The organism is Aquincola tertiaricarbonis (genome assembly GCF_023573145.1).
Taxonomy (GTDB): Bacteria; Pseudomonadota; Gammaproteobacteria; order Burkholderiales; family Burkholderiaceae_C; genus Aquincola; species Aquincola tertiaricarbonis_B.
In genome coordinates this window covers 222,031-244,061 of the sequence record NZ_CP097636.1, presented here as the reverse complement: position 1 = coordinate 244,061, position 22,031 = coordinate 222,031, and the positions used below count along the sequence as shown (strand labels likewise).

21 protein-coding genes are annotated in these 22,031 nt (G+C 68.6%); 15 read left to right on the top strand and 6 right to left on the bottom strand.

What is annotated here, in order from left to right:
• Positions 1-83: 83 nt before the first annotated feature.
• Positions 84-869: an exodeoxyribonuclease III gene (locus MW290_RS15370; protein ID WP_250198596.1), complete on the bottom strand. Its 786-nt coding sequence runs from the start codon at positions 867-869 to the stop codon at positions 84-86.
• 19 nt (positions 870-888) lie between these two features.
• Between MW290_RS15370 and pyrE the strand changes: the two genes are divergently transcribed.
• Together pyrE and MW290_RS15360 are read left to right on the top strand one after the other, a co-directional pair.
• Positions 889-1,566, top strand: coding sequence for an orotate phosphoribosyltransferase (gene pyrE, locus MW290_RS15365; protein WP_250198595.1), 678 nt, complete (start codon positions 889-891; stop codon positions 1,564-1,566).
• Positions 1,567-2,277: a hypothetical protein gene (locus MW290_RS15360; RefSeq protein ID WP_250198594.1), complete on the top strand. Its 711-nt coding sequence runs from the start codon at positions 1,567-1,569 to the stop codon at positions 2,275-2,277.
• Between the two features lie 193 nt (positions 2,278-2,470).
• Here the strand turns inward: MW290_RS15360 and gatB are convergent, their stop codons facing one another.
• The 3 genes from gatB to gatC are packed head-to-tail and all read right to left on the bottom strand — an operon-like array spanning position 2,471 to position 5,743.
• Positions 2,471-3,919: an Asp-tRNA(Asn)/Glu-tRNA(Gln) amidotransferase subunit GatB gene (gene gatB, locus MW290_RS15355; protein WP_250198593.1), complete on the bottom strand. Its 1,449-nt coding sequence runs from the start codon at positions 3,917-3,919 to the stop codon at positions 2,471-2,473.
• A 13-nt stretch (positions 3,920-3,932) separates the two neighbouring features.
• Positions 3,933-5,447 carry an Asp-tRNA(Asn)/Glu-tRNA(Gln) amidotransferase subunit GatA gene (gene gatA / locus MW290_RS15350; protein WP_250198592.1) on the bottom strand — a complete coding sequence of 505 codons (1,515 nt, stop codon included), beginning with the start codon at positions 5,445-5,447 and terminating at the stop codon, positions 3,933-3,935.
• A complete protein-coding gene (gene gatC / locus MW290_RS15345) occupies positions 5,444-5,743 on the bottom strand; it encodes an Asp-tRNA(Asn)/Glu-tRNA(Gln) amidotransferase subunit GatC (protein ID WP_250198591.1) in 300 nt (99 codons plus the stop codon). Before gatC ends, gatA begins: the two co-directional genes overlap by 4 nt.
• A 371-nt stretch (positions 5,744-6,114) precedes the next feature.
• On the opposite strand from gatC, the gene MW290_RS15340 reads away from it, so the two are divergent.
• From MW290_RS15340 to rodA, 5 genes are all read left to right on the top strand, one after another.
• The gene (locus MW290_RS15340; protein ID WP_046112886.1) at positions 6,115-7,158 is read left to right on the top strand and encodes a rod shape-determining protein; all 1,044 of its coding nucleotides are present in this window, start codon (positions 6,115-6,117) and stop codon (positions 7,156-7,158) included.
• An 86-nt stretch (positions 7,159-7,244) separates the two neighbouring features.
• Positions 7,245-8,159, top strand: a complete 915-nt coding sequence (gene mreC / locus MW290_RS15335; protein WP_250198590.1) for a rod shape-determining protein MreC — start codon at positions 7,245-7,247, stop codon at positions 8,157-8,159.
• A complete protein-coding gene (mreD, locus tag MW290_RS15330) occupies positions 8,156-8,677 on the top strand; it encodes a rod shape-determining protein MreD (protein WP_250198589.1) in 522 nt (173 codons plus the stop codon). The genes mreC and mreD overlap by 4 nt, the downstream gene beginning before the upstream one ends.
• Positions 8,674-10,794, top strand: coding sequence for a penicillin-binding protein 2 (gene mrdA, locus MW290_RS15325; protein ID WP_250198588.1), 2,121 nt, complete (start codon positions 8,674-8,676; stop codon positions 10,792-10,794). The genes mreD and mrdA overlap by 4 nt, the downstream gene beginning before the upstream one ends.
• Positions 10,791-11,945: a rod shape-determining protein RodA gene (gene rodA / locus MW290_RS15320; protein ID WP_250198587.1), complete on the top strand. Its 1,155-nt coding sequence runs from the start codon at positions 10,791-10,793 to the stop codon at positions 11,943-11,945. The genes mrdA and rodA overlap by 4 nt, the downstream gene beginning before the upstream one ends.
• Here the strand turns inward: rodA and MW290_RS15315 are convergent.
• Both MW290_RS15315 and MW290_RS15310 read right to left on the bottom strand, forming a co-directional pair.
• Positions 11,942-13,402 (bottom strand): sensor histidine kinase, encoded by a 1,461-nt coding sequence (locus tag MW290_RS15315; RefSeq protein WP_250198586.1) that lies wholly within the window; start codon positions 13,400-13,402, stop codon positions 11,942-11,944. The two genes, rodA and MW290_RS15315, sit on opposite strands and share 4 nt — an antisense overlap.
• 34 nt (positions 13,403-13,436) lie before the next feature.
• Positions 13,437-14,108 carry a response regulator gene (locus MW290_RS15310; RefSeq protein WP_250198585.1) on the bottom strand — a complete coding sequence of 224 codons (672 nt, stop codon included), beginning with the start codon at positions 14,106-14,108 and terminating at the stop codon, positions 13,437-13,439.
• A gap of 117 nt (positions 14,109-14,225) precedes the next feature.
• Between MW290_RS15310 and recA the strand changes: the two genes are divergently transcribed.
• From recA to MW290_RS15270, 8 genes are all read left to right on the top strand, one after another.
• The gene (recA, locus tag MW290_RS15305) at positions 14,226-15,290 is read left to right on the top strand and encodes a recombinase RecA (RefSeq protein WP_250198584.1); all 1,065 of its coding nucleotides are present in this window, start codon (positions 14,226-14,228) and stop codon (positions 15,288-15,290) included.
• A 9-nt stretch (positions 15,291-15,299) separates the two neighbouring features.
• Entirely contained in the window at positions 15,300-15,848 is a 549-nt protein-coding gene (locus tag MW290_RS15300; RefSeq protein ID WP_250198583.1) for a regulatory protein RecX, read from the top strand.
• 325 nt (positions 15,849-16,173) lie between these two features.
• Positions 16,174-17,334, top strand: coding sequence for an ADP-forming succinate--CoA ligase subunit beta (sucC, locus tag MW290_RS15295; protein WP_250198582.1), 1,161 nt, complete (start codon positions 16,174-16,176; stop codon positions 17,332-17,334).
• Between the two features lie 15 nt (positions 17,335-17,349).
• On the top strand, positions 17,350-18,243 hold the full coding sequence (gene sucD, locus MW290_RS15290; RefSeq protein WP_250198581.1) for a succinate--CoA ligase subunit alpha: 894 nt from the start codon (positions 17,350-17,352) through the stop codon (positions 18,241-18,243).
• A gap of 168 nt (positions 18,244-18,411) precedes the next feature.
• Positions 18,412-19,113, top strand: a complete 702-nt coding sequence (locus MW290_RS15285) for a TerC family protein (RefSeq protein ID WP_250198580.1) — start codon at positions 18,412-18,414, stop codon at positions 19,111-19,113.
• A 285-nt stretch (positions 19,114-19,398) separates the two neighbouring features.
• The gene (locus MW290_RS15280) at positions 19,399-20,085 is read left to right on the top strand and encodes a TerC family protein (protein ID WP_250198579.1); all 687 of its coding nucleotides are present in this window, start codon (positions 19,399-19,401) and stop codon (positions 20,083-20,085) included.
• Positions 20,086-20,248: 163 nt separating this feature from the next.
• Positions 20,249-21,184, top strand: a complete 936-nt coding sequence (locus MW290_RS15275) for a serine/threonine-protein kinase (protein WP_250198578.1) — start codon at positions 20,249-20,251, stop codon at positions 21,182-21,184.
• 51 nt (positions 21,185-21,235) lie between these two features.
• Complete coding sequence (locus MW290_RS15270; protein WP_250198577.1) at positions 21,236-22,021, top strand: Stp1/IreP family PP2C-type Ser/Thr phosphatase; 786 nt, start codon at positions 21,236-21,238, stop codon at positions 22,019-22,021.
• The last annotated feature ends 10 nt before the right edge of the window (positions 22,022-22,031 follow it).

Sequence of the window (22,031 nt, the reverse complement as noted above, 5' to 3'; positions counted from 1 at the left end):
GGTAGCGAACGGGCCTCGGGAAGAACTCCACCATTGCGCGGACCGCGCAAGGTGAAAACTCACCAACTCGTCGGAGACTGCCTTCAGAGGCTGAAGTCGTAGTCGATCACCAGCGGCGCATGGTCGGAAAAGCGCTGCGCCAGGTAGATGTGCTCGCGCCGGGCAGCGGCCGCCACGCCGGGGGTGGCCAGGTGGTAGTCCAGCCGCCAGCCCACGTTCTTGGCCCAGGCCTGGCCGCGGTTGCTCCACCAGGTGTACTGCTCGGCCTGGGTGTTGAGCGTGCGGAACACGTCCACCAGGCCGGCTTCGTCCAGCAGGCGCGTCATCCAGGCCCGCTCCTCGGGCAAAAAGCCGCTGTTCTTCTGGTTGCTGCGCCAGTTCTTGAGGTCGATCTCCTTGTGGGCGATGTTCACGTCACCCATCAGGATGAATTCGCGCTCGGCCTTCAGCCGCACCAGGTGCAGGTACATCTTGGTCAGGAAGCGGAATTTGGCGGCCTGCCGCTCCTCGCCGCTGCTGCCGCTGGGGAAGTAGCAGCTGATCAGGCTGAGCTTGCGGCCGCCCACGTCGTAGCGCGCCTCCACGTAGCGGCCCTCGGCGTCGAATTCATCGGGGTCGAAGCCCATGATCACGTCGGTGGGCGGCTTGCGGGAATACAGGCCCACACCCGAGTAGCCCTTCTTCTCGGCGTAGTGGAAATGGCCGGGCATGCCGTCGAGGGTGTCGAAGCGGCCGGCCACCGTGTCGGCCTGGGCCTTGACTTCCTGCACCCCCATACAATCTGCCGCCGTTTCTGCGGCCCATGCCTCGAAACCCTTGGTCGCCGCCGACCGGATGCCATTCAGATTGAGGGTGACGAGCCGAAACATACCTTGAGGACCTTCCTTCATGAGCACCCACGAACACACCGACCCGCTGGCCCAAGAGTTCGTCGAGTTCTCGGTGAAGGCCGGTGTGCTTCGCTTTGGCGAGTTCAAGACCAAAGCGGGGCGGCTGTCGCCCTATTTCTTCAACGCCGGCTTGTTCGATGACGGCGCCAAGCTGGGCCGTCTGGCGGAATTCTATGCACGCCGGCTGCTGGCCTCGGGCCTGCAGTTCGACATGCTGTTCGGCCCGGCCTACAAGGGCATCACCCTGGCCGCCGCGGTGAGCGTGGAACTGGCGCGCCTGGGGCACAACAAGCCCTTCGCCTACAACCGCAAGGAAGCCAAGGACCACGGCGAAGGCGGCACGCTGGTCGGCGCACCGGTGCGCGGCCGCGTTCTCATCATCGATGACGTCATTTCCGCAGGCACCTCGGTGCGCGAGTCCATCACCATGATCGAAGCCGCAGGCGGCCAGCCGGTGGGCGTGTCATTGGCGCTCGACCGCCAGGAAAAGGCCACCGAGAACGGCGCCGATGTTGCGTGGTCGGCGGTCCAGGACGTCACCAGGCGTTTCAACTTGAGCGTGGTGTCGATTGCGACGCTGCAGGATCTGCTGGACTATCTGGCCCACACCAGCGACGCCGCCTTGGCGGCGCACGCAGACAGCGTGGCCGGATACCGGGCGCGTTACGGAATCTGAATGCAACGAACGAGACACCGGCCGGCGACCGCACGATGGCTGAGCACCGCCCTGGCGATGGCCCTGGCCTGCGCAGCCGCCGTGGCGCAGCCCCAGAGTCCGGCGTCTTCGTCCGCGGGCATCTACACCTGCACCACGCCTGACGGCCGGCGCTTCACCTCCGACCGACCCATTCCGGCCTGCAATGCGCAGGAGCAGCGGGTGCTCAACAGCGACGGCTCGCTGCAGCGCATCCTGCCGCCTTCGCTCACGCCCGAGGAACGCGCACTGCGCGAAGCCGCCGAACGGCGCGCCCAGGCCGAGCGCACCGCGCGGATGGATGCGGTGCGCCGCGACCGCAACCTGCTCAACCGCTTTCCCAACGAGGCCGCCCACCGCGCCGCGCGCGAAGCCGCGCTCGACACCGTACGGGTGGCGATGCGCGCCACCGACATGCGCCTGAAGCGCCTGGCCGACGAGCGCAAACCGCTGCTCTCGGAAGCGGAGTTCTACCGCGACCGCACGCTGCCCGGCCCGCTGAAGCAGCAACTGGAGGCCAACGAGGCCGCCGCGGAAGCGCAGCGCGCCGCCGCACAGACGCAGGCGGCCGAGCTGGACCGCATCAACCGCAACTTCGACCTCGAGCTGGAACGCCTGCGCCGGCTGTGGGCCGGCACGCCCGCGGGCTCGCTCAGCGGGCCGCAGACGCTGCCCGCCAGCGACACCCGGTAGATGGGGCACCCGGCGCCCCTGCGGGGCGCCACCCTCCGAGAGGGTCCCGAGGCCGCTTGGGAACGGCCCGGCGCTGGCCTCGGGGGATGGAACACCCGGCGCCCCTGCGGGACGCCACCCTCCGCGAGGGTGCCGAGGCCGCTTGGGAGCGGCCCGGCGCTGGCCTCGGGGGATGGAGCACCCGGCGCCGGCTTCAGGAACTGAGCTTTTGCTTCAGCAGCTCGGTGGCCTGGGCCGGATTGGCCTTGCCCTTGCTGGCCTTCATCACCTGGCCGACCAGCGCATTGAAGGCCTTGTCCTTGCCGGCGCGGAACTCGTCGACCGACTTCTGATTGGCGGCCAGCACCTCGGCGACGATGGCCTCCAGCGCGCCGGTGTCGTTCATCTGCTTCAGGCCCTTGGCCTCGATGACCGCGTCGACGTCAGCCTCACCGGCCCACAGCGCATCGAACACCTGGCGCGCGCCGTTGTTCGACACCGTACCGTCGGTGATGCGGCCGATCAGCCGCGCCAGCGTGGCGGCCGACACCGGGCAGTCGTCGATCGTCTTGCCTTCGGCATTCAGCCGGCGCGAGACCTCGCCCATCAGCCAGTTGGCCACCAGCTTCGGTTGCTGGCAGGCATCGCGCGTGGTTTCATAGAACCGGGCCAGCGCCAGGCTCTGCGTCATCATCGTCGCGTCGTAGGCCGGCAGGCCGTCGGCGGTCTGGAAGCGCTCGGCCATCTTCGCCGGCAGCTCGGGCATCTCGCCCTTCACCCGTTCCACCCACTCGGGCGCGATCACCAGCGGCGGCAGGTCGGGGTCGGGGAAGTAGCGGTAGTCGTGCGCGTCTTCCTTGGTGCGCATGGACCGCGTTTCGCCGGTGTCGGGGTTGAACAGCACCGTCGCCTGCACGATGGGCAGCCCGTCCTCGATCTGGTCGATCTGCCACTGCACCTCGAAGTCGATCGCCTGCTGCAGGAAGCGGAAGCTGTTGAGGTTCTTGATCTCGCGCCGCGTGCCGAAGGGCTGGCCCGGCCGCCGCACCGAGACGTTGGCGTCGCAACGGAAGCTGCCTTCCTGCATGTTGCCGTCGCAGATGCCCAGCCAGGTGACCAGGCCGTGCAGCGTGCGCGCGTACTCCACCGCCTCGGCCGACGAGCGCATCTCGGGCTCGGACACGATCTCCAGCAGCGGCGTGCCCGCACGGTTGAGGTCGATGCCGGTCTGGCCGTGGTAGTCCTCGTGCAGCGACTTGCCGGCGTCTTCTTCCAGGTGGGCGCGGGTCAGGTGCACCGTCTTGCGCTGCTCACCGACGAAGAAGCTGATCTGCCCGCCCTGCACCACCGGGATCTCGTACTGGCTGATCTGATAGCCCTTGGGCAGGTCGGGGTAGAAGTAGTTCTTGCGCGCGAAGATGGACAGCGGCGCCACCTTGGCACCCACGGCCAGGCCGAAGCGGATGGCCCGCTCGACCGCGCCGCGGTTCATCACCGGCAGCGTGCCGGGCAGCGCCAGGTCGACGGCGCAGGCCTGGGTGTTGGGCGCCGCGCCGAACTGCGTGCTGGCGCCGCTGAAGATCTTGCTCTGGGTGGAAAGCTGCGCGTGCGTCTCCAGGCCGATGACGACCTCGTAGCCGCGGATCAGGGAAGCTGTGGACATGGGGTGGGCCGGTTCAGAAGCCCGCCGGAGCGCGGGTGTGCCAATCGGTGGCCTGCTGGAAGGCATGGGCCGCATGCAGCAGCGTGCCTTCGGCGAAGTAGTTGCCGATGAGCTGCAGGCCCACCGGCATGCCGCCGGCGCCCAGGCCGGCCGGCACGCTCATGCCGGGCAGGCCGGCCAGGCTGGCGGGCAGTGTGAAGATGTCGGCCAGGTAGGCGGCCACCGGGTCGTTGCCCTGCTCGCCCAGTTGCCAGGCCACGCTGGGCGCCACCGGCCCGGCGATCACGTCGCACTCGCGGAAGCTGGCCTGGAAGTCGTCGGCGATCATGCGGCGCAGCTTCTGCGCCTGCAGGTAGTAGGCGTCGTAGTAGCCGTGGCTCAGCACGTAGGTGCCGATCATGATCCGGCGCTGCACCTCGGGGCCGAAGCCTTCGGCCCGGCTCTTCTTGTACATGTCCAGCAGATCGCTGTACTTGTCTGCACGATGACCGAACTTGACGCCGTCGAAGCGGCTCAGGTTCGAGCTGGCCTCGGCCGGCGCGATGATGTAGTACACCGGGATGGACAGCTCGGTGCGCGGCAGGCTCACGTCCACCAGCGTGGCGCCCAGCTTCTCCAGCTCGGCCAGCGCGGCGCGCACGGTGCCTTCGACGTCGGCGGCCAGCGCCTGCGGGAAGAACTCCTTCGGCAGGCCCACGCGCAAGCCCTTCAGCGGCTGGGCCGCGGTGGCGCCGGCACGCGGCGCCCGCATCTGCGCATGGAAATCCTGCGGCGGCCGCTCGGCGCTGGTGGCGTCGCGCGGATCGAAGCCGCTCATCGCCGACAGCAGCAGCGCGCAATCTTCGGCGCTGCGGGCCAGCGGGCCGGCCTGGTCGAGGCTGGAGGCGAAAGCGATCATCCCGTAGCGCGAGCACACGCCGTAGGTGGGCTTGATGCCGGTGACGCCCGAAAAACTCGCCGGCTGGCGGATGGAGCCGCCGGTGTCGGTGCCGGTGGCGGCCGGCAGCAGGCGTGCGGCCACCGCGGCGGCCGAGCCGCCCGACGAACCACCCGGCACGCGCGTGGTGTCCCACGGGTTGCGGGCCGGGCCGTAGGCCGAGTTCTCGTTGGCCGAGCCCATCGCGAACTCGTCGCAGTTGAGCTTGCCCAGGCTCACCATGCCGGCACCGGTGACGCCGTCGGCGCCCCGGCCCAGGCGCGCCACCACGGTGGCGTCGAACGGGCTGCGGTAGCCGGCCAGCATCTTCGAGCCGGCGGTGGTGGGCGCATCGGCGGTGACGAACACGTCCTTGTGCGCGATGGGCACGCCGGTCAGCGCATGGGCCTGGCCGGCGGCACGCCGCTCGTCGGCGGCGCGGGCCTGGGCCAGCGCGTTGTCGGCGTCCAGGTGCAGGAAGCTGCCCAGGCTCTCATGGGCCTGGGCGCGGGCCACGAAAGCCTGCGTCAGCTCGACGCTGGAGACTTCGCCGGCCGCCAGTGCCGCCGACAGCGCGGCCACGCCACGGGTATGCAGATCGGCACCGCTCATTCGATCACCTTGGGCACGAGGAACAGGCCGTCCTGCACGGCGGGGGCGCTGCGCTGGTTCGCTTCGCGGTCATCGGCTTCGGTCACGGCGTCTTCACGCAGCCGCAGCTGCACGGCCTGCACCGCAGACAGCGGGGTGTACAGCGGCTCGATGCCGCTGGTGTCCACGGCGCTCATGCGTTCGACGATGCCGAAGAAACCGTTGAGCTGGTCCAGCAGCTCGGAGCGGGCTTCGGGCTTGAGTTCCAGGCGCGCCAGATGCGCGATCCGGCTCACGTCCTCGGGGGTCAGGGCCATCGGTGTGGGCTTGTCGGGGTTGTCGCCGGGCGGGTAAAGCTGGCTGCAAAACGCAGTGCCAGACCACCAGAAGGCGGGGGTTGATGGGGTATTATCGCCCGTTCCCCACATGGCCTACGGTCCGCCGCACGCGTTTGCCACCGCAGCCGCGCAACGCCGCCGTACCCGGGTCGCATGTCGCGTCACCGGGTCAGGGTTCCGTGTGTCGGGGCCAGAATTTCCGGCGCCATACGGCCCTGAGCGGGTCGGGTGCCACGCCCTCCGAACGAACAACACTCCACATTGATGCGCCAGCCGCTGCAGCGATGCGTCCCGGGCCCGGTGGCCCGGTCGATGCGCGCGACCGCTGAGTGCACACCCCTCCCCCCGCCATGTTCGAATCGTTTCGCCGTTATTTCTCCACCGACCTCGCCATCGACCTGGGCACCGCCAACACGCTGATCTATGTGCGCGGCAAGGGCATCGTGCTGGACGAGCCCTCCGTGGTCGCCATCCGCCATGAAGGCGGCCCCCACGGCAAGAAGACCATCCAGGCCGTCGGCGCCGAAGCCAAGGCCATGCTGGGCAAGGTGCCCGGCAACATAGAAGCCATCCGCCCGATGAAGGACGGCGTGATCGCCGACTTCACCGTCACCGAGCAGATGCTCAAGCAGTTCATCAAGATGGTGCATCCGCGCTCGGTGCTCAAGCCCAGCCCGAGGATCATCATCTGCGTGCCCTGCGGCTCCACCCAGGTCGAGCGCCGCGCCATCCGCGAAAGCGCGCTGGGCGCCGGTGCCTCCGAGGTGTACCTGATCGAAGAACCCATGGCCGCGGCCATCGGCGCAGGCCTGCCGGTGTCCGAGGCATCGGGCTCCATGGTGGTGGACATCGGCGGCGGCACCACCGAGGTCGGCGTCGTGTCGCTGGGCGGCATGGTCTACAAGGGCTCGGTGCGGGTGGGTGGCGACAAGTTCGACGAAGCCATCATCAACTACATCCGCCGCAACTACGGCATGCTGATCGGCGAGCCCACCGCCGAAGCGATCAAGAAGAACATCGGCAGCGCCTTCCCGGGCTCCGAGGTCAAGGAGATCGAGGTCAAAGGCCGCAACCTCAGCGAAGGCGTGCCGCGCAGCTTCACCATCAGCAGCAACGAGATCCTCGAAGCGCTGACCGACCCGCTGAATAACATCGTCTCCAGCGTCAAGAACGCGCTGGAACAGACGCCGCCCGAGCTGGGCGCCGACATCGCCGAGCGCGGCATGATGCTGACCGGCGGCGGCGCGCTGCTGCGCGACCTGGACCGCCTGCTGGCCGAAGAAACCGGCCTGCCCGTGCTGGTGGCCGAAGATCCGCTGACCTGCGTGGTGCGCGGCTGCGGCATGGCCCTGGAGCGCATGGAGCGCCTGGGCAGCATCTTCACTTCGGAATAATCCGCGTCATCTTCCACCGCGGGCCGGCGCGTGCAAGACGTGGCCGGCCTTTCGTCATCTGAGCCGCCGAGCCCCGAGCCGACACCATGCAGCTGGGCACCCTAGACCGCACACCGCCGCCCTTCTTCCGGCAGGGCGTGTCCGCGCTCACCAAGCTGCTGTTCTTCGCGGCGCTGGCCGTGTTTTTGATGGTGGCCGATGGCCGCTTCCAGCTGGTGGTGGGCGCACGGGCGGTGCTGGCCACGGTGCTGCTGCCGGTGGAGCGGGCGCTGCTGGTGCCGCGCGAGATCCTGGCCGGCGGGCGTGACTACCTGCAGGGCATCGCCCAGGCGCGCGCGGCCGAGAACGCGGCCCGGCTGGAGATGGTGCGCCAGGCGGAACGTGTGTCGCAGGTGGCGCTGCTGGAGCGTGAGAACGAGCGCCTGCGTGCACTGCTGGAGCTGCGCCCCGCGCTGACCGTGCGCTCCACCGCCGCCGAGGTGCTGTACGAGGCGGCCGATCCCTTCTCGCGCAAGGTGTTCATCGACCGCGGCGAGAACCAGGGCATCGTGCTCGGCTCGCCCGTCATCAACGAAGGCGGCGTGATGGGCCAGGTGACGCGGCTGTACCCGCTGACCGCCGAGGTCACGCTGCTGACCGACAAGGACGCCGCCATTCCGGTGCTGAACACCCGCACCCAGCAGCGCAGCGCCGCCTTCGGCGGCCCCGGCGCCACGCTGGAACTGCGCTTCATGGCCGCCAACTCCGACGTCAAGGCCGGTGACGTGCTGACCACCTCGGGCGTGGACGGCGTGTACCCGTCGGGCCTGCCGGTGGCCACGGTGGCCAGCGTCGAGCGCCAGGCCGAGGCAGGCTTCGCCCGCATCGTGCTCAAGCCCGCGGCCGTGCTGGACGGCGTGCGCCACGTGATGGTGCTGGAGCCGCTCAGCGCCCAGCTGCCCCCGCCCCCCGCGCCAGAGCCGGCGCCCGCGGTCGACCCCCGGAGCAAGCGCAAGCCATGATCATGCCCCGCGGCTCGGACCAGCTGCTGCTGCCGGCCAACCCGTTCTTCGTCTGGTTCACGCTGCTGTTCGCGCTGCTGTTCAACCTGCTGCCCTTCGGCCGTGAACCGGCGGTGCCCGACCTGCTGGCGCTGGTGCTGGTGTTCTGGAACGTGCACCAGCCGCGGCGTGTGGGCGTGGGCGTGGCCTTCGTCTTCGGCCTGCTGATGGACGTGCACGAGGCGGCCCTGCTGGGCCAGCATGCACTGGCCTACACGCTGCTGTCGTTCTTCGCCATCACCATCCACCGGCGGCTGCGCTGGTTCGGCCTGCCGGCGCAGGCGCTGCACGTGCTGCCGCTGTTCGCGGCGGCGCATGCGGTGTCCATCGTCGTGCGGCTGATCGCGGGCGGCATGTTGCCGGGCTGGCCCATCCTGTGGGCCCCGGTGCTGGAAGCGGCCTTGTGGCTGCCGGCAACATGGCTGCTGCTGGCGCCGCAGCGCCGCGCGCCCGATCCGGACGAAAATCGGCCGCTGTGACCGAGATCAAGAACCTCGAACGCGAGATCAGCCGCTTTCGCGGCCGGCTGGTGGCGGCTGCCTTGTTCGTGCTGCTGGGCTTCGGCCTCATCGCCACGCGCATGGTCTACCTGCAGATCTACCGCCACGAGGAACTGGCCACGCGGGCCGAGGCCAACCGCATCGCGGTGCTGCCGGTCGTGCCCAACCGCGGGCTCATCGTCGACCGCAACGGCGTGGTGCTGGCCACCAACTACTCGGCCTACACGCTGGAAATCACCCCCTCCAAGGCCGGCGACCTGGAAGCCACGATCGATGCGCTGTCGCACCTGGTGGAGATCCAGCCGCGCGACCGCCGCCGCTTCAAGCGGCTGATGGACGAGAGCAAGAGTTTCGAGTCGCTGCCCATCCGCACCAAGCTGACCGATGCCGAGGTGGCGCGCTTCATGGCGCAGCGCTTCCGCTTCCCCGGCGTGGACGTGCGCGCGCGGCTGTTCCGCAATTACCCCCTGGGCGACGTCGGCGCCCATGTCATCGGCTACATCGGCCGCATCAACCAGGCCGAGAAGAAGGCCATGGAAGACTGGGACGAGGAAGTCCAGGCCAACTACCGCGGCACCGAGGTCATCGGCAAGCTCGGCGTGGAGCAGAGCTACGAGCGCGAGCTGCACGGCCAGACCGGCTTCGAGGAAGTGGAAACCAGTGCCGGCGGCCGCGCCGTGCGGCGGCTGAAGACCCACCCCGCCACGCCGGGGAACACGCTGGTGCTGTCGATCGACATCAAGCTGCAGGCGCTGGTGGAGCAGATGTTCGGTGACCGCCGCGGCGCGCTGGTGGCCATCGATCCGCGCAACGGCGAGGTGCTGGCCTTCGTCAGCAAGCCCACCTTCGACCCCAACCTGTTCGTCGACGGCATCGACTACGACAGCTGGAAGGAGCTCAACGAGTCCATCGACCGGCCGCTGCTGAACCGCGCACTTCGTGGCACCTACCCGCCGGGCTCCACCTTCAAGCCCTTCATGGCGCTGGCGGCGCTGAACACCGGCAAGCGCGGTCCCAACGTAGTGATCCAGGACAACGGCAGCTTCGTGTTCGGCAACCACACCTTCCGCAGCCACGGCGACAAGGGCCTGGGCCCGGTGGACATGTACCGGTCCATCGTCAAGTCGAGCAACGTCTACTACTACTCGCTGGCCAACGAGATGGGCGTGGACCTGATGCACGACCAGCTGTCGCCGCTGGGCTTCGGGCGCCGCACCGGGATCGACCTGGAAGCCGAAGGCACCGGCCTGCTGCCGTCCACCGCCTGGAAGAAGAAGGCCTACAAGCGGCCCGAGCAGCAGAAGTGGTTCTCCGGCGAAACCATCTCGCTGGGCATCGGCCAGGGTTACAACAACTTCACCATGCTGCAGGTGGCCAGCGCCACCGCCACGCTGGTGGCCGGCGGCCAGCGCTTCCAGCCGCGGCTGGTGCGTGAGGTCGAGAACGTCGTCACCCATGAGAAGCGCCGCGTCTCCGGCCAGCCGCTGGACGCGCTGCCCTACAAGCCCGAGCACATCGCGCTGGTGCTGCGCGCGCTGCACGGCGTGACGCAAGAGGGCACCTCCACCCCGGTGTTTGCCGGCGCGCCCTATAAGTCCGGCGGCAAGACCGGCACCGCACAAGCCGTGGGCGTGCGTGCCAACGAGAAATACAACGCCGCCAAGCTGAGCGAATACCAGCGCGACCACTCGGTGTACATGGCCTTCGCGCCGCTCGAGAACCCCACCATCGCGCTGGCGGTGATCGTGGAAAACGCCGGCTGGGGCGCCGCCGCGGCAGCGCCCATCGCGCGCCGGGTGTTCGACTACAGCCTGCTGGGCCTGTGGCCCAGCGACGAGGACATGGCCGCCACCCAGCAGGGCAAGTCGGTGGCCCCCATCGGCACGCCGCGCCAGGCGGCCGACGTGCCGCTGCCCGGAGGCACCGCGATGGCCGGCCTGCCCGGCGTCGCGCTGGACGTGGGCAGCGAACGTGGCGCGCCTTCTCCCATTCCTTCGGTGCCCGAGTCACCGGCCGCCACGCCGGCGCCGGTGCCCGCCTCGGGCCCGCAGCAACTGGCGCAGGCGGCCACGGCCGCGCAGCGCAGCAACCGATGAGCGCCGTCATTGAACGCCCCTCGCTGTGGGTGCGGCTGCGCCCGCTGTTCGTGGGCTACGACTACTGGCTGATCGTGGCCATCCTGCTGCTGGCCGCAGGCGGCCTGGTGACGATGTACTCCGCCGGCTTCGACCACGGCACACGCTTCGTCGACCATGGCCGCAACATGATGCTGGGCGCTGCGGTGCTGCTGCTGGTGGCGCAGGTGCCGCCGCAGCGGCTGATGATGCTGGCCGTGCCCGTGTACGCCGTGGGCGTGGCCTTGCTGGTGGCCACGGCCATATTCGGCATCACCAAGAAGGGCGCCACGCGCTGGCTGGACGTGGGCATCGTGGTGCAGCCCAGCGAGATCCTGAAGATCGGCATGCCATTGATGATGGCCTGGTGGTTCCAGAAGCGCGAAGGCCAGCTGCGCGCGCTCGATTTCGTGGTGGGCGGGCTGATCCTGGCCATCCCCGTCGGCCTGGTGATGAAGCAGCCCGACCTGGGCACGGCCATCCTCATCCTGGCGGGCGGGCTGTACGTGATGTTCTTCGCCGGCCTGAGCTGGAAGCTCATCCTGCCGGTGCTGGTGGTGGGCGTCGTCGGCATCACCGCGCTGGTGCTGTCGGAGGAGGCGATCTGCCAGCCCGACGTGGTGTGGCCGGTGCTGCGCGAGTACCAGAAGCACCGCGTGTGCACACTGCTGGACCCCACGCAGGACCCGCTGGGCAAGGGCTTCCACATCATCCAGGGGATGATCGCGATTGGCTCCGGCGGCATCCATGGCAAGGGCTTCATGAACGGCACCCAGACCCACCTGGAGTTCATCCCCGAACGCACCACCGACTTCATCTTCGCGGCCTTCAGCGAAGAGTTCGGCCTGGCCGGCGTGGCCGGGCTGCTGGTGGGCTTCACCTTCCTGCTGTTCCGCGGGCTGGTGATCGCCGCCGAAGCGCCCACCATGTTCGCCCGCCTGCTGGCCGGCGCGCTGTCGCTGAGCATCTTCACCTACTGCTTCGTGAACATGGGCATGGTCAGCGGCATCCTGCCGGTGGTGGGCGTGCCGCTGCCCTTCATCAGCTACGGCGGCACCGCCATGGTCACGATGGGCCTGGGGCTGGGCATGCTGATGTCCATCGCCAAGAGCCGGCGGTTGATGCAGAGCTAGCCTTCAGGGGCTACCGGAAAGCGCACCGTGAAGCGGGTGCCCGGCGGCGTGTTGCGCGGGTGGGCGTCTTCCACCGCCACCACCGCGCCGTGCTGCAGCGCGATCTCGCGCACGATGGCGAGGCCCAGGCCCGAGCCGTCCACGTTGGTGCCCAGCGCGCGGTAGAAGGCCTGGAACACCAGCTCGCGCTCAGCCTCCGGAATGCCGGGGCCGTTGTCCTCCACCTGCAGCACCACCACCTGGCCAAACGGATCGGCCACCACACGCACCGTCACCGCGCCGCCCGAAGGCGTGTACTGCAGCGCGTTGTCCACCAGGTTGCGCACCAGCTCGCGCACCAGCACGGGCTGGCCCTGGATGCGCATGGAAGGGCCAGCGCTGTGTGCGTCCGGCCCTTCGTAGCCGAGGTCGATGCGCTTTTCCAGCGCGCGTGGCACGAAGTCGCGCACCGTCTCCACCGCCAGCCGCGGCAGGCTCACCTCCTGCGTCTTGCGCGCCTGCTCCTTGTCCTCGGCCCGAGCCATCGCCAGCAGCTGGTTGACCATGTGCGCCGCCCGCTGCGTGGAACGGGCGATCTGCTGCAGCGAGCGCTTGACCGAGGCCACGTCGCCGCCGCTGTCCAGCTCACGCTGCGCCAGCTCGGCCTGCATGCGCAGGCCGGCCAGCGGCGTCTTCAGCTGGTGGGCCGCATCGGCCAGAAAGTGCTTCTGCGCGCTGATGGACAGGTCCAGCCGCGCCAGCAGGTCGTTGATCGAGCGCACCAGCGGCGCCACCTCGTCGGGCGCATCACGCTCCTCGATCGGCGAGAGGTCGTGGCTTTCGCGCTCGCGGATGCGCCGCTGCAGCGCATTGAGCGGCGCCAGCCCGCGCGCCAGCGCCAGCCACACCAGCAGCACCGCCACCGGCAGGATGACGAACTGCGGCAGGATCACGCCGCGGAAGATCTCGGTGGCCAGGCGGGAGCGCTTGTCCAGCGTCTGCGCCACCTGCACCAGCGGCACGCTGTCCTTCGGGGCGTTGGCATCGGCCAGCCACATGTAGGCGATGCGCACCGGCTCGCTCAGCACCTGGTCGTCGCGAAAGCGCAGCTCGCCCGGCGCGGCACGTTCTTCGTCGGGCACCGGCAGGTCGCGGTCGCCGGCCAGGAACTCGCCGCGCAGGCCCAGCACCTGGTAGAAGACCTGGTCGCTGTCGTCGCTGCGCAGGATCTCGGCCGCGGCCTCGGGGATCTTCACCTTCACCAGCGGCGGCACGAACTCGCTGCTCTCCACCGACACCCGGCGCGCCACCGTGCGCGCCAGCTCGCCCAGCTCACGGTCGTAAGGTCGATTGGCAATGCCTTGCGCCACCAGCCAGGTGAGCGCCACGCTGATGGGCCACAGCAGCAGCAGCGGCGCCAGCATCCAGTCCAGGATCTCGCCGAACAGCGAGCGCTGCTCGCGCAGGGGGCCGGGCATGCGGTCGCTCGCCTCCGTCAGCCGGCCGGGCCGCTCAGCCCGGAATCTTCTCGAGGCAGTAGCCCAGCCCGCGCACCGTGGCGATGCGCACCGGACCCTGCTCGATCTTCTTGCGCAGGCGGTGGATGTACACCTCGATGGCGTTGTTGCTCACCTCTTCGCCCCACTCGCACAACCGCTCCACCAGCTGGTCCTTGCTGACCAGCCGGCCGGCGCGCTGCAGCAGCACCTCCAGCAGCGACAGCTCGCGTGCCGACAGATCGACCATCTGGTCGTTGAGGTAGGCCACGCGGCCGGTGGCATCGAAGCTCAGCGGCCCGTGCTTGATGACGGTGGACGCCGAACCAAGACCGCGGCGGGTGAGCGCACGCACCCGTGCCTCCAGCTCGGCCAGCGAGAAGGGCTTGGCCATGTAGTCGTCGGCGCCCAGGTCCAGGCCCTTGACCCGTTGCTCCACGCTGTCGGCCGCGGTGAGGATGAGCACCGGCACGCTGGAGCCGCGGGCGCGCAGCCGGCGCAGCACCTCCAGGCCGTGCAGCTTGGGCAGGCCCAGGTCGAGGATCAACAAGTCGAATTCATGCGCGGACAAAGCCGCGTCGGCTTCGCTGCCACTGCCGACCTGATCGACCGCATAACCGGTATTGCGCAGCGAGCGGATCAGGCCATCGGCCAGCACCTGGTCGTCCTCGGCTATCAGAATGCGCACGATGTTGTCTCCTGTGCCACCGATTTTAGGGATTCAATCTCCCAGCTTCGGGGGCTTTGCCAGTACTGTACGAATATCCAGCTTCGGGTATCATGGCGCCATCGCCTGGAGAACCCCATGGACGCACCCGTCAAAGCCTTGAACACCGAAAAAGCCAAAGCCCTGCAAGCCGCCCTCTCCCAAATCGAGAAGCAGTTTGGCAAGGGTTCCATCATGCGCCTGGGCGACGGCGAAGTGGTGGAAGACATCCAGGTCGTCTCCACCGGCTCGCTCGGCCTCGACATCGCGCTGGGCGTCGGCGGCCTGCCTCGCGGCCGCGTGGTCGAGATCTACGGCCCCGAATCGTCGGGCAAGACCACCCTCACGCTGCAAGTCATCGCCGAGATGCAGAAGCTCGGCGGCGTCTGCGCCTTCATCGACGCCGAACACGCGCTGGACGCCCAGTACGCGCAAAAGCTGGGCGTCAACCTGCAGGACCTGCTGATCTCCCAGCCCGACACCGGCGAGCAGGCGCTCGAAATCGTCGACGCGTTGGTGCGTTCCGGCTCCATCGACCTCATCGTGGTCGACTCGGTCGCCGCGCTCACGCCCAAGGCCGAACTGGAAGGTGAAATGGGCGACGCCCTGCCCGGCCTGCAGGCCCGGCTGATGAGCCAGGCGCTGCGCAAGCTCACCGGCACGATCAAGAAGACCAACACCATGGTCATCTTCATCAACCAGATCCGCATGAAGATCGGCGTGATGTTCGGCAACCCCGAAACCACCACCGGCGGCAATGCGCTGAAGTTCTACGCCTCGGTGCGCCTGGACATCCGCCGCACTGGCAGCATCAAGAAGGGCGAAGAAGTCGTCGGCAGCGAAACCAAGGTCAAGGTCGTCAAGAACAAGGTCTCGCCCCCGTTCAAGACCGCCGAGTTCGACATCCTGTACGGCGAAGGCATCAGCCGCGAAGGCGAAATCATCGACATGGGCGTGGAAGCGCGCATCCTCGACAAGTCCGGCGCCTGGTACGCCTACAACGGCGAAAAGATCGGCCAGGGCAAGGACAACGCCCGCGAGTTCCTGCGTGAGAACCGCGACGTCGCCACCGAGATCGAGAACAAGGTGCGCGAAGCACTGGGCATCCCGTTGCTGCCCGGCAAGGCCGACGGCGCTGCGCCGGCTGCCGCGCCCACCAAGTAAGCCGATCGCATGGCCACAGCGCCCGCCCGGCTTTCATTGAAGGCGCGGGCGCTCAAGCTCCTGGCGCAACGGGAGCACAGCCGGATCGAGCTGCGGCGCAAGCTGCTGCCGCATGCGCAGGCCTTCTGCGAAGCGCGCCGGCAGGCGCATGAGCAGGCCACCGACCAGCAGGCGCCCGACGACGCCCAGCCTGCCGAGCCGCTGGAAACACCGAACCAGTGCCTCGACAAGCTGCTCGACTGGCTGCAGGCGCACCGCTACCTGAGTGAAGAGCGCTTCGTCGAAAGCCGGGTGCATGCGCGGGCCACCCGCTTCGGCAACACCCGCATACGGCTGGAACTGGCGCAGCACGGCCTGGCACTCGACGCCGAGCAGGCCGCGCAGCTCAGGCAGTCCGAACTGGAACGTGCCCGCACCCTCTGGCAACGCCGGTTCGGCAGCCCGGCCACCGACCCCGCCGGGCGGGCCAAGCAGATGCGTTTCCTCGCCGGCCGGGGCTTTTCCGGCGAAACCATCCGGCGCGTGGTGCAGGGCGCGGACGACGAAGCCTGCGGGTAGCCGCAGGTTGGCTGCGGCGCAAGATGCTACATTCCCGCGGTTTCCTTGGCGCATGCGCGCTGGGGAATGGCGGCCTCGCGCCGCAGACCTGCCCGCTGTCCATGGCCTCTTCGCTCCTCCTTCGCCATTCCTGCCGTCGGCCGCTGCATGCGCCGCGCGGCGGAACGGGCATCGCGGTGCAGCGGGCCGCCGGTTTCGCATGGTGGCGTCAGCCCGCTGTCGGCCATTCGGCCGACAATCCGCCTTTTCCGCCCGTCGCGGCACGCTGATCGCGGCCTGTCCGCCGCAGCGCACCGCTGTCCGCTCCCCCCTCCAAGATAAGCCTATGAAGATCCACGAGTACCAAGGCAAAGAAGTGCTGCGCCAGTTCGGCGTTCCGGTGCCGCGCGGTTACCCCGCGTTCACCGTGCAGGAAGCCGTCGAAGCGGCGCAGAAACTGGGCGGCAGCGTCTGGGTCGTCAAGGCGCAGATCCACGCCGGTGGCCGCGGCAAGGGCGGCGGCGTCAAGCTCGGCCGCTCGATGGACGACGTCAAGAAGCTGGCCGGCGAAATCCTCGGCATGCAGCTGGTCACGCACCAGACCGGCCCCGAAGGCCAGAAGGTCCGCCGCCTGTACATCGAAGAAGGCGCGGACATCCAGAAGGAGTTCTACGTCTCGCTGGTGACCGACCGCGGCACCCAGAAGGTGGCCCTGATCGCCTCGTCCGAAGGCGGCATGGACATCGAGGAAGTGGCCCACTCCACCCCCGAGAAGATCATCACCGAGATGATCGACCCGCTGGCCGGCCTGACCGACGAGCAGGCAGCGAAGGTGGCCAAGGCGATCGGCATGGAAGGCCACACCGTGGACCAGGCCGTGACGCTGTTCAAGAACCTGTACCGCTGCTACATGGAGACGGATGCCTCGCTGGTCGAGATCAACCCGCTCAACCGTGACGGCAAGGGCAACCTGATCGCGCTGGACGCCAAGTTCAACTTCGACTCCAACGCCCTGTTCCGCCACCCGGAAATCGTCGCCTACCGCGACCTGGATGAAGAAGACCCGGCCGAGATCGAAGCCAGCAAGTTCGACCTGGCCTACATCAGCCTGGACGGCAACATCGGCTGCCTGGTCAACGGCGCCGGTCTGGCCATGGCCACGATGGACACCATCAAGCTGTTCGGCGGCGAGCCGGCCAACTTCCTGGACGTGGGCGGTGGCGCCACCGCCGAGAAGGTCACCGAAGCCTTCAAGATCATGCTGAAGAACCCGGAGGTCAAGGGCATCCTGGTGAACATCTTCGGCGGCATCATGAAGTGCGACACCATCGCCACGGGCGTGATCACCGCCTGCAAGGCCGTGAACCTGAGCGTGCCGCTCGTCGTGCGCATGAAGGGCACGAACGAGGAAATTGGCAAGAAGCTGCTCGCCGAGTCCGGCCTGCCGATCATCAGCGCCGACACCATGGCCGAAGCCGCGACGAAGATCGTCGCCGCCGTGAAGTAAGACGGGAGCAGATTCATGTCGATCTACATCAACAAAGACACCAAGGTCATCACCCAGGGCATCACCGGCAAGACGGGCCAGTTCCACACGCTCGGCTGCCAAGCCTACGCCAACGGCAAGAACGCTTTCGTCGCGGGTGTGAACCCCAAGAAGGCCGGCGAGAAGTTCGAAGGCATTCCCATCTACGCCAGCGTCAAGGAAGCCGCCGGCCAGACGGGCGCCACCGTCAGCGTGATCTACGTGCCGCCCGCGGGCGCCGCGGCCGCCATCTGGGAAGCGGTGGAAGCCGACCTGGACCTGGTGATCGCGATCACCGAAGGCATCCCCGTGCGCGACATGCTGGAAGTGCGCAACAAGATGAAGGCCAAGGAAGCGGCCGGCGGCAAGAAGACGCTGCTGCTGGGCCCCAACTGCCCGGGCCTGATCACGCCGGACGAGATCAAGATCGGCATCATGCCCGGTCACATCCACCGCAAGGGCCGCATCGGCGTCGTGTCCCGTTCGGGCACGCTGACCTATGAAGCCGTGGCGCAGCTGACCGAGATCGGCCTGGGCCAGTCCAGCGCCGTCGGCATCGGTGGCGACCCGATCAACGGCCTGAAGCACATCGACGTGATGAAGGCCTTCAACGACGATCCGGACACCGATGCGGTGATCATGATCGGCGAGATCGGTGGCCCGGACGAGGCCGAAGCCGCCCGCTGGTGCAAGGACAACATGAAGAAGCCGATCGTCGGCTTCATCGCGGGCGTCACCGCGCCTCCGGGCAAGCGCATGGGCCACGCCGGCGCGCTGATCTCGGGCGGCGCCGACACCGCGGACGCCAAGCTGGCGATCATGGAAGAGTGCGGCTTCAAGGTCACCCGCAACCCGTCGGAAATGGGCAAGCTGCTCAAGGCACTGCTGTAAACCGGCGCCCGCCGCGCCGTGCGTAAAGCTACGTACGCGCGCGACGGAACCAAAACCTAAACTGCGGATCAGCGCCGGCCCTCGTGCCCGGCGCCCCCGCACCCCGGGGCCTGATGCTCACGCATCGGGCCTTTTGCTTTTCCTGCCGCCCTTCGGAGATTGCTTCCCATGGACTTCGCCTCCGCCACATTCTGGGCCGCGCTGGGTTCCATCATCCTGGCCAACGTCCTGCTGTCGGGCGACAACGCCGTGGTGATCGCCCTGGCCGCCCGCTCGCTGCCGCCGCATCAGCAGAAAAAGGCGATCTTCTTCGGCAGCGCCGCCGCCATCGTGATGCGGATCGCGCTCACGCTGCTGGCCGTCAAGCTGCTGGCCCTGCCTTACCTCAAGATCATCGGCGGCATCGCGCTGGTGTACATCGGCGTCAGCCTGCTGGTGGAAGACGACGGCGGTGAAGACGAAGGCGCGGGTGCCGGTCACTCCAGCATGCTCACCGCCATCCGCACCATCCTGGTGGCCGACCTGGTGATGAGCCTGGACAACGTGCTGGCCGTGGCCGCCGCCGCCAAGGGCGACACCGTGCTGCTGGTGCTGGGCCTGGGCATCAGCATCCCGCTGATCATCTTCGGCAGCACCATGCTGCTCAAGGTGATGGAACGCTTCCCGCTGATCATCACGCTGGGCGCGGCGCTGCTGGGCTTCCTGGCCGGCGAGATGACGCTGACCGACCCCGCCGTGGACAACTACTTCGGCCACCAGTCGCACCTGGCCGTCAATGCCGCTGGCACCATCGGCGCCATCCTGGTGGTGATGCTGGGCCTGTACCTCAAGCGTCGCCATTCGTCGCAGGCCGCGGCCTCGGCCAGCTGAGGACCCTGCTCGATACAATTTCCCGCTGAAGGGGAGTAGCTCTGGCGCCTGGCGGTGATCCGCGGGCGCCTTCGACAGATCGTCAGGACGAAGCCGGGAAGGCTTCCGGTCTGTCGGGCGGCGCCAGCGGCGCCCGCCGAGCAAGACCTTCGACACTTCCGTCCGCGATGCGGCGGTTGGCGCTCGAAGGCTTGCCTGCATCTGAACCCGTGCATCAGCCGCCTTCGAAGGGCAACCCGGTTGCGGACGATCTCGACGATCCCTGTCCGCACCCTGGAGTTGCCCATGACCTTCCTGTCTCCCGAATGGCTGTCCGCCCTGGCGTCGATCGTGCTGATCGACCTGATCCTGGCCGGTGACAACGCGATCGTGATCGCGCTGGCTGCCCGCAGCCTGCCCACCCATCTGCAGAAAAAAGCCATCCTCTGGGGCACCATCGGCGCGATCGTCGTGCGGTCGCTGATGACGCTGGTGGTGGTGTGGCTGCTGAAGATCCCCGGCCTGATGCTGGCCGGCGGCCTGGGCCTGGTGTGGATCGCCTACAAGCTGCTGGTGCCCGGCGGTGACGAAGAGCACGGCGGCGGCGGCGCCACCACCTTCTTCGGCGCGATGAAGACCATCATCGTGGCCGACGCGCTGATGGGCGTGGACAACGTGCTGGGCGTGGCCGGTGCCGCGCATGGCGCCTTCGACCTGGTGGTCATCGGCCTCTTGATCAGCGTGCCCATCGTGGTGTGGGGCAGCAGCGTGGTGCTGAAGCTGGTCGACCGCTTCCCGATCATCAGCTACCTGGGCGCCGGTGTGCTGGCCTTCACCGCGGCCAAGATGATCGTGGGTGAGCCGCTGCTCAAGCCGGTGTTCGACCCCAACGAGATCGCGCGCTGGGCGGTGTACGCCGTGGTGATCGCCGGCGTGCTGCTGGCCGGCCGCATGATGGCCCGCCGCGCCGAGGCGCACACCGGGGCGGCGTGACAAGGGCCCCCAAGCTCGCTGCGCTCGCGGCCCCCCAGGGGGGGCGCGTTCAGCCTTGGGGCGGCCCGGCGGCTGAACGGCCCCCATCATCTCCGCCGATGGCCATCGGCGGCGCCGTGCTAAGGTCCGCGCCCAAAAGGATGGACACGGGTTTTGGCAGGGCATGGGGGATTCGACGAAGCGGCCGATCGGCCCTGCCCAAGGCAGTGAACGGCTACTGCAGCGGGACAGCGAGTTCGACGGCTACCGCATCCATCGCCTGCTGGGCCGCGGCGCCATCGGCGCCGTGTACCTGGCGTCCAACCGGCGCGGCAAGCTGCTGGCCCTCAAGACCATCGACCTGGTGCGCCAGTTCGAGCGCGACGAGCTGCCGCTGGCGCGTGAGCGCCTGGCGCTGGAGGCGCTGACCACCTCGCGACTGCGCCACCCCCACATCGTGCGCGTGTACGGCTGCGGCGAGCGCCGCGGCCTGGCCTACCTGGCGATGCAGGCGTTGCCCGGCTGCACGATGGAGCGCTACACCCAGCGCCGCCACCTGCTGCCCGAGCCGCTGGCGCTGCAGCTGGCCGCCTCCGTGGCCGACGGCCTGGCCCATGCCCACGCGCAGGGTGTGGTGCACCGGGACATCAAGCCCGCCAACGTGATGGTGGAGCTGCCCACCCGGCGGGTGAAGATCACCGACTTCGGCCTGGCGCGGCTGACCGACGGCACCCGCACCCGGACCGGCCTGGTGCTGGGCACCCCGGCCTTCATGGCGCCGGAGCTGCTGGCCGGCGCACCGCCGCACCCCGGCAGCGACCTTTATGCGCTGGGCGTGCTGCTGTTCCAGCTGCTCACCGCCCGCCTGCCTTACGAAGGCGAATCCATGGGCACGCTGCTGCGCGCGATCGCGGGCGGCCCTCCGCAGTCGCTGCGCCTGTTGCGGCCCGACCTGCCGGCCGAGCTGGCCGAGCTGACGGAACGGCTGCTCGACCGCACCCCGCGCGCACGGCCCGCCGATGGCCTGCCGATCGCACGCCAGCTGCGCGAGATGGCGGCCCGTTGGCAGGGCCACGGCGTGTCAAAAGACGCAGCCACGGTCGCGCCGTGGCCACGTTGAGTGACAAAAGAGCACAATCCGCCGACCTCATCCACCGCCACAGCGCGCCCAATGCCTCTCGAGTTTTTCAGCGCCATCGACACCGGTCGGGCCCGCAGCAACAACGAAGATGCCGTGGCCCTGGACGAACGGGCCGGGCTGGCGGTACTGGCCGATGGCATGGGCGGCTACAACGCCGGCGAGGTGGCCAGCGGCATGCTCACCAGCTTCATCCAGGCCGAGCTGGGCCGCTGGCTGCACGAGGCCAGCGCCCAGGCTTCCGATGCCGACGTGCGCCGCGCGATGGACATCTGCGTGGACAACGCCAACCGCGCCATCTTCAACGCGGCCAATGCCAACCCGCAGTACGCCGGCATGGGCACGACGCTGGTGTTATCGGTGTTCCGCGAGCAGCGCGCCCTGCTGGGCCACGTGGGCGACTCGCGGGCCTACCGGCTGCGGGCCGGGCGGCTGGCGCAGCTCACGCGCGACCATTCGCTGCTGCAGGAGCAGCTGGACGCCGGCCTCATCACGCCCGAGCAGGCGGCCTACTCGGCCAACAAGAACCTGGTGACGCGGGCGGTGGGCGTGGAAGACACCGTGCTGCTGGAAACCCACTTGCATGCCACCGAGCCCGGCGACCTGTACCTGATGTGCTCCGACGGCTTGTCTGACATGGTGCCGGACAACCGCATCGCGCAGGTGCTGCTGTCGCATGAGTCGCTGGAGGCCGCGGGCCGTGGGCTGATCGATGCAGCCAATGAGGCGGGTGGAAAGGATAATATCGCCGTGATCCTGGTCCGCGTTCAGGACAGCGCCGCCGGTGCTGCGCGCCCGTGGTGGCGCTTCAAACGCTAGGCCTTCACCA

Coding starts and splice junctions, on each gene's coding strand:
- MW290_RS15370 (WP_250198596.1), bottom strand. CDS start 869: ATGTTTCGGCTCGTCACCCTCAATCTGAATGGCATCCGGTCGGCGGCG.
- pyrE (WP_250198595.1), top strand. CDS start 889: ATGAGCACCCACGAACACACCGACCCGCTGGCCCAAGAGTTCGTCGAG.
- MW290_RS15360 (WP_250198594.1), top strand. CDS start 1,567: ATGCAACGAACGAGACACCGGCCGGCGACCGCACGATGGCTGAGCACC.
- gatB (WP_250198593.1), bottom strand. CDS start 3,919: ATGTCCACAGCTTCCCTGATCCGCGGCTACGAGGTCGTCATCGGCCTG.
- gatA (WP_250198592.1), bottom strand. CDS start 5,447: ATGAGCGGTGCCGATCTGCATACCCGTGGCGTGGCCGCGCTGTCGGCG.
- gatC (WP_250198591.1), bottom strand. CDS start 5,743: ATGGCCCTGACCCCCGAGGACGTGAGCCGGATCGCGCATCTGGCGCGC.
- MW290_RS15340 (WP_046112886.1), top strand. CDS start 6,115: ATGTTCGAATCGTTTCGCCGTTATTTCTCCACCGACCTCGCCATCGAC.
- mreC (WP_250198590.1), top strand. CDS start 7,245: ATGCAGCTGGGCACCCTAGACCGCACACCGCCGCCCTTCTTCCGGCAG.
- mreD (WP_250198589.1), top strand. CDS start 8,156: ATGATCATGCCCCGCGGCTCGGACCAGCTGCTGCTGCCGGCCAACCCG.
- rodA (WP_250198587.1), top strand. CDS start 10,791: ATGAGCGCCGTCATTGAACGCCCCTCGCTGTGGGTGCGGCTGCGCCCG.
- MW290_RS15315 (WP_250198586.1), bottom strand. CDS start 13,402: ATGCCCGGCCCCCTGCGCGAGCAGCGCTCGCTGTTCGGCGAGATCCTG.
- recA (WP_250198584.1), top strand. CDS start 14,226: ATGGACGCACCCGTCAAAGCCTTGAACACCGAAAAAGCCAAAGCCCTG.
- MW290_RS15300 (WP_250198583.1), top strand. CDS start 15,300: ATGGCCACAGCGCCCGCCCGGCTTTCATTGAAGGCGCGGGCGCTCAAG.
- sucC (WP_250198582.1), top strand. CDS start 16,174: ATGAAGATCCACGAGTACCAAGGCAAAGAAGTGCTGCGCCAGTTCGGC.
- sucD (WP_250198581.1), top strand. CDS start 17,350: ATGTCGATCTACATCAACAAAGACACCAAGGTCATCACCCAGGGCATC.
- MW290_RS15285 (WP_250198580.1), top strand. CDS start 18,412: ATGGACTTCGCCTCCGCCACATTCTGGGCCGCGCTGGGTTCCATCATC.
- MW290_RS15280 (WP_250198579.1), top strand. CDS start 19,399: ATGACCTTCCTGTCTCCCGAATGGCTGTCCGCCCTGGCGTCGATCGTG.
- MW290_RS15275 (WP_250198578.1), top strand. CDS start 20,249: ATGGGGGATTCGACGAAGCGGCCGATCGGCCCTGCCCAAGGCAGTGAA.
- MW290_RS15270 (WP_250198577.1), top strand. CDS start 21,236: ATGCCTCTCGAGTTTTTCAGCGCCATCGACACCGGTCGGGCCCGCAGC.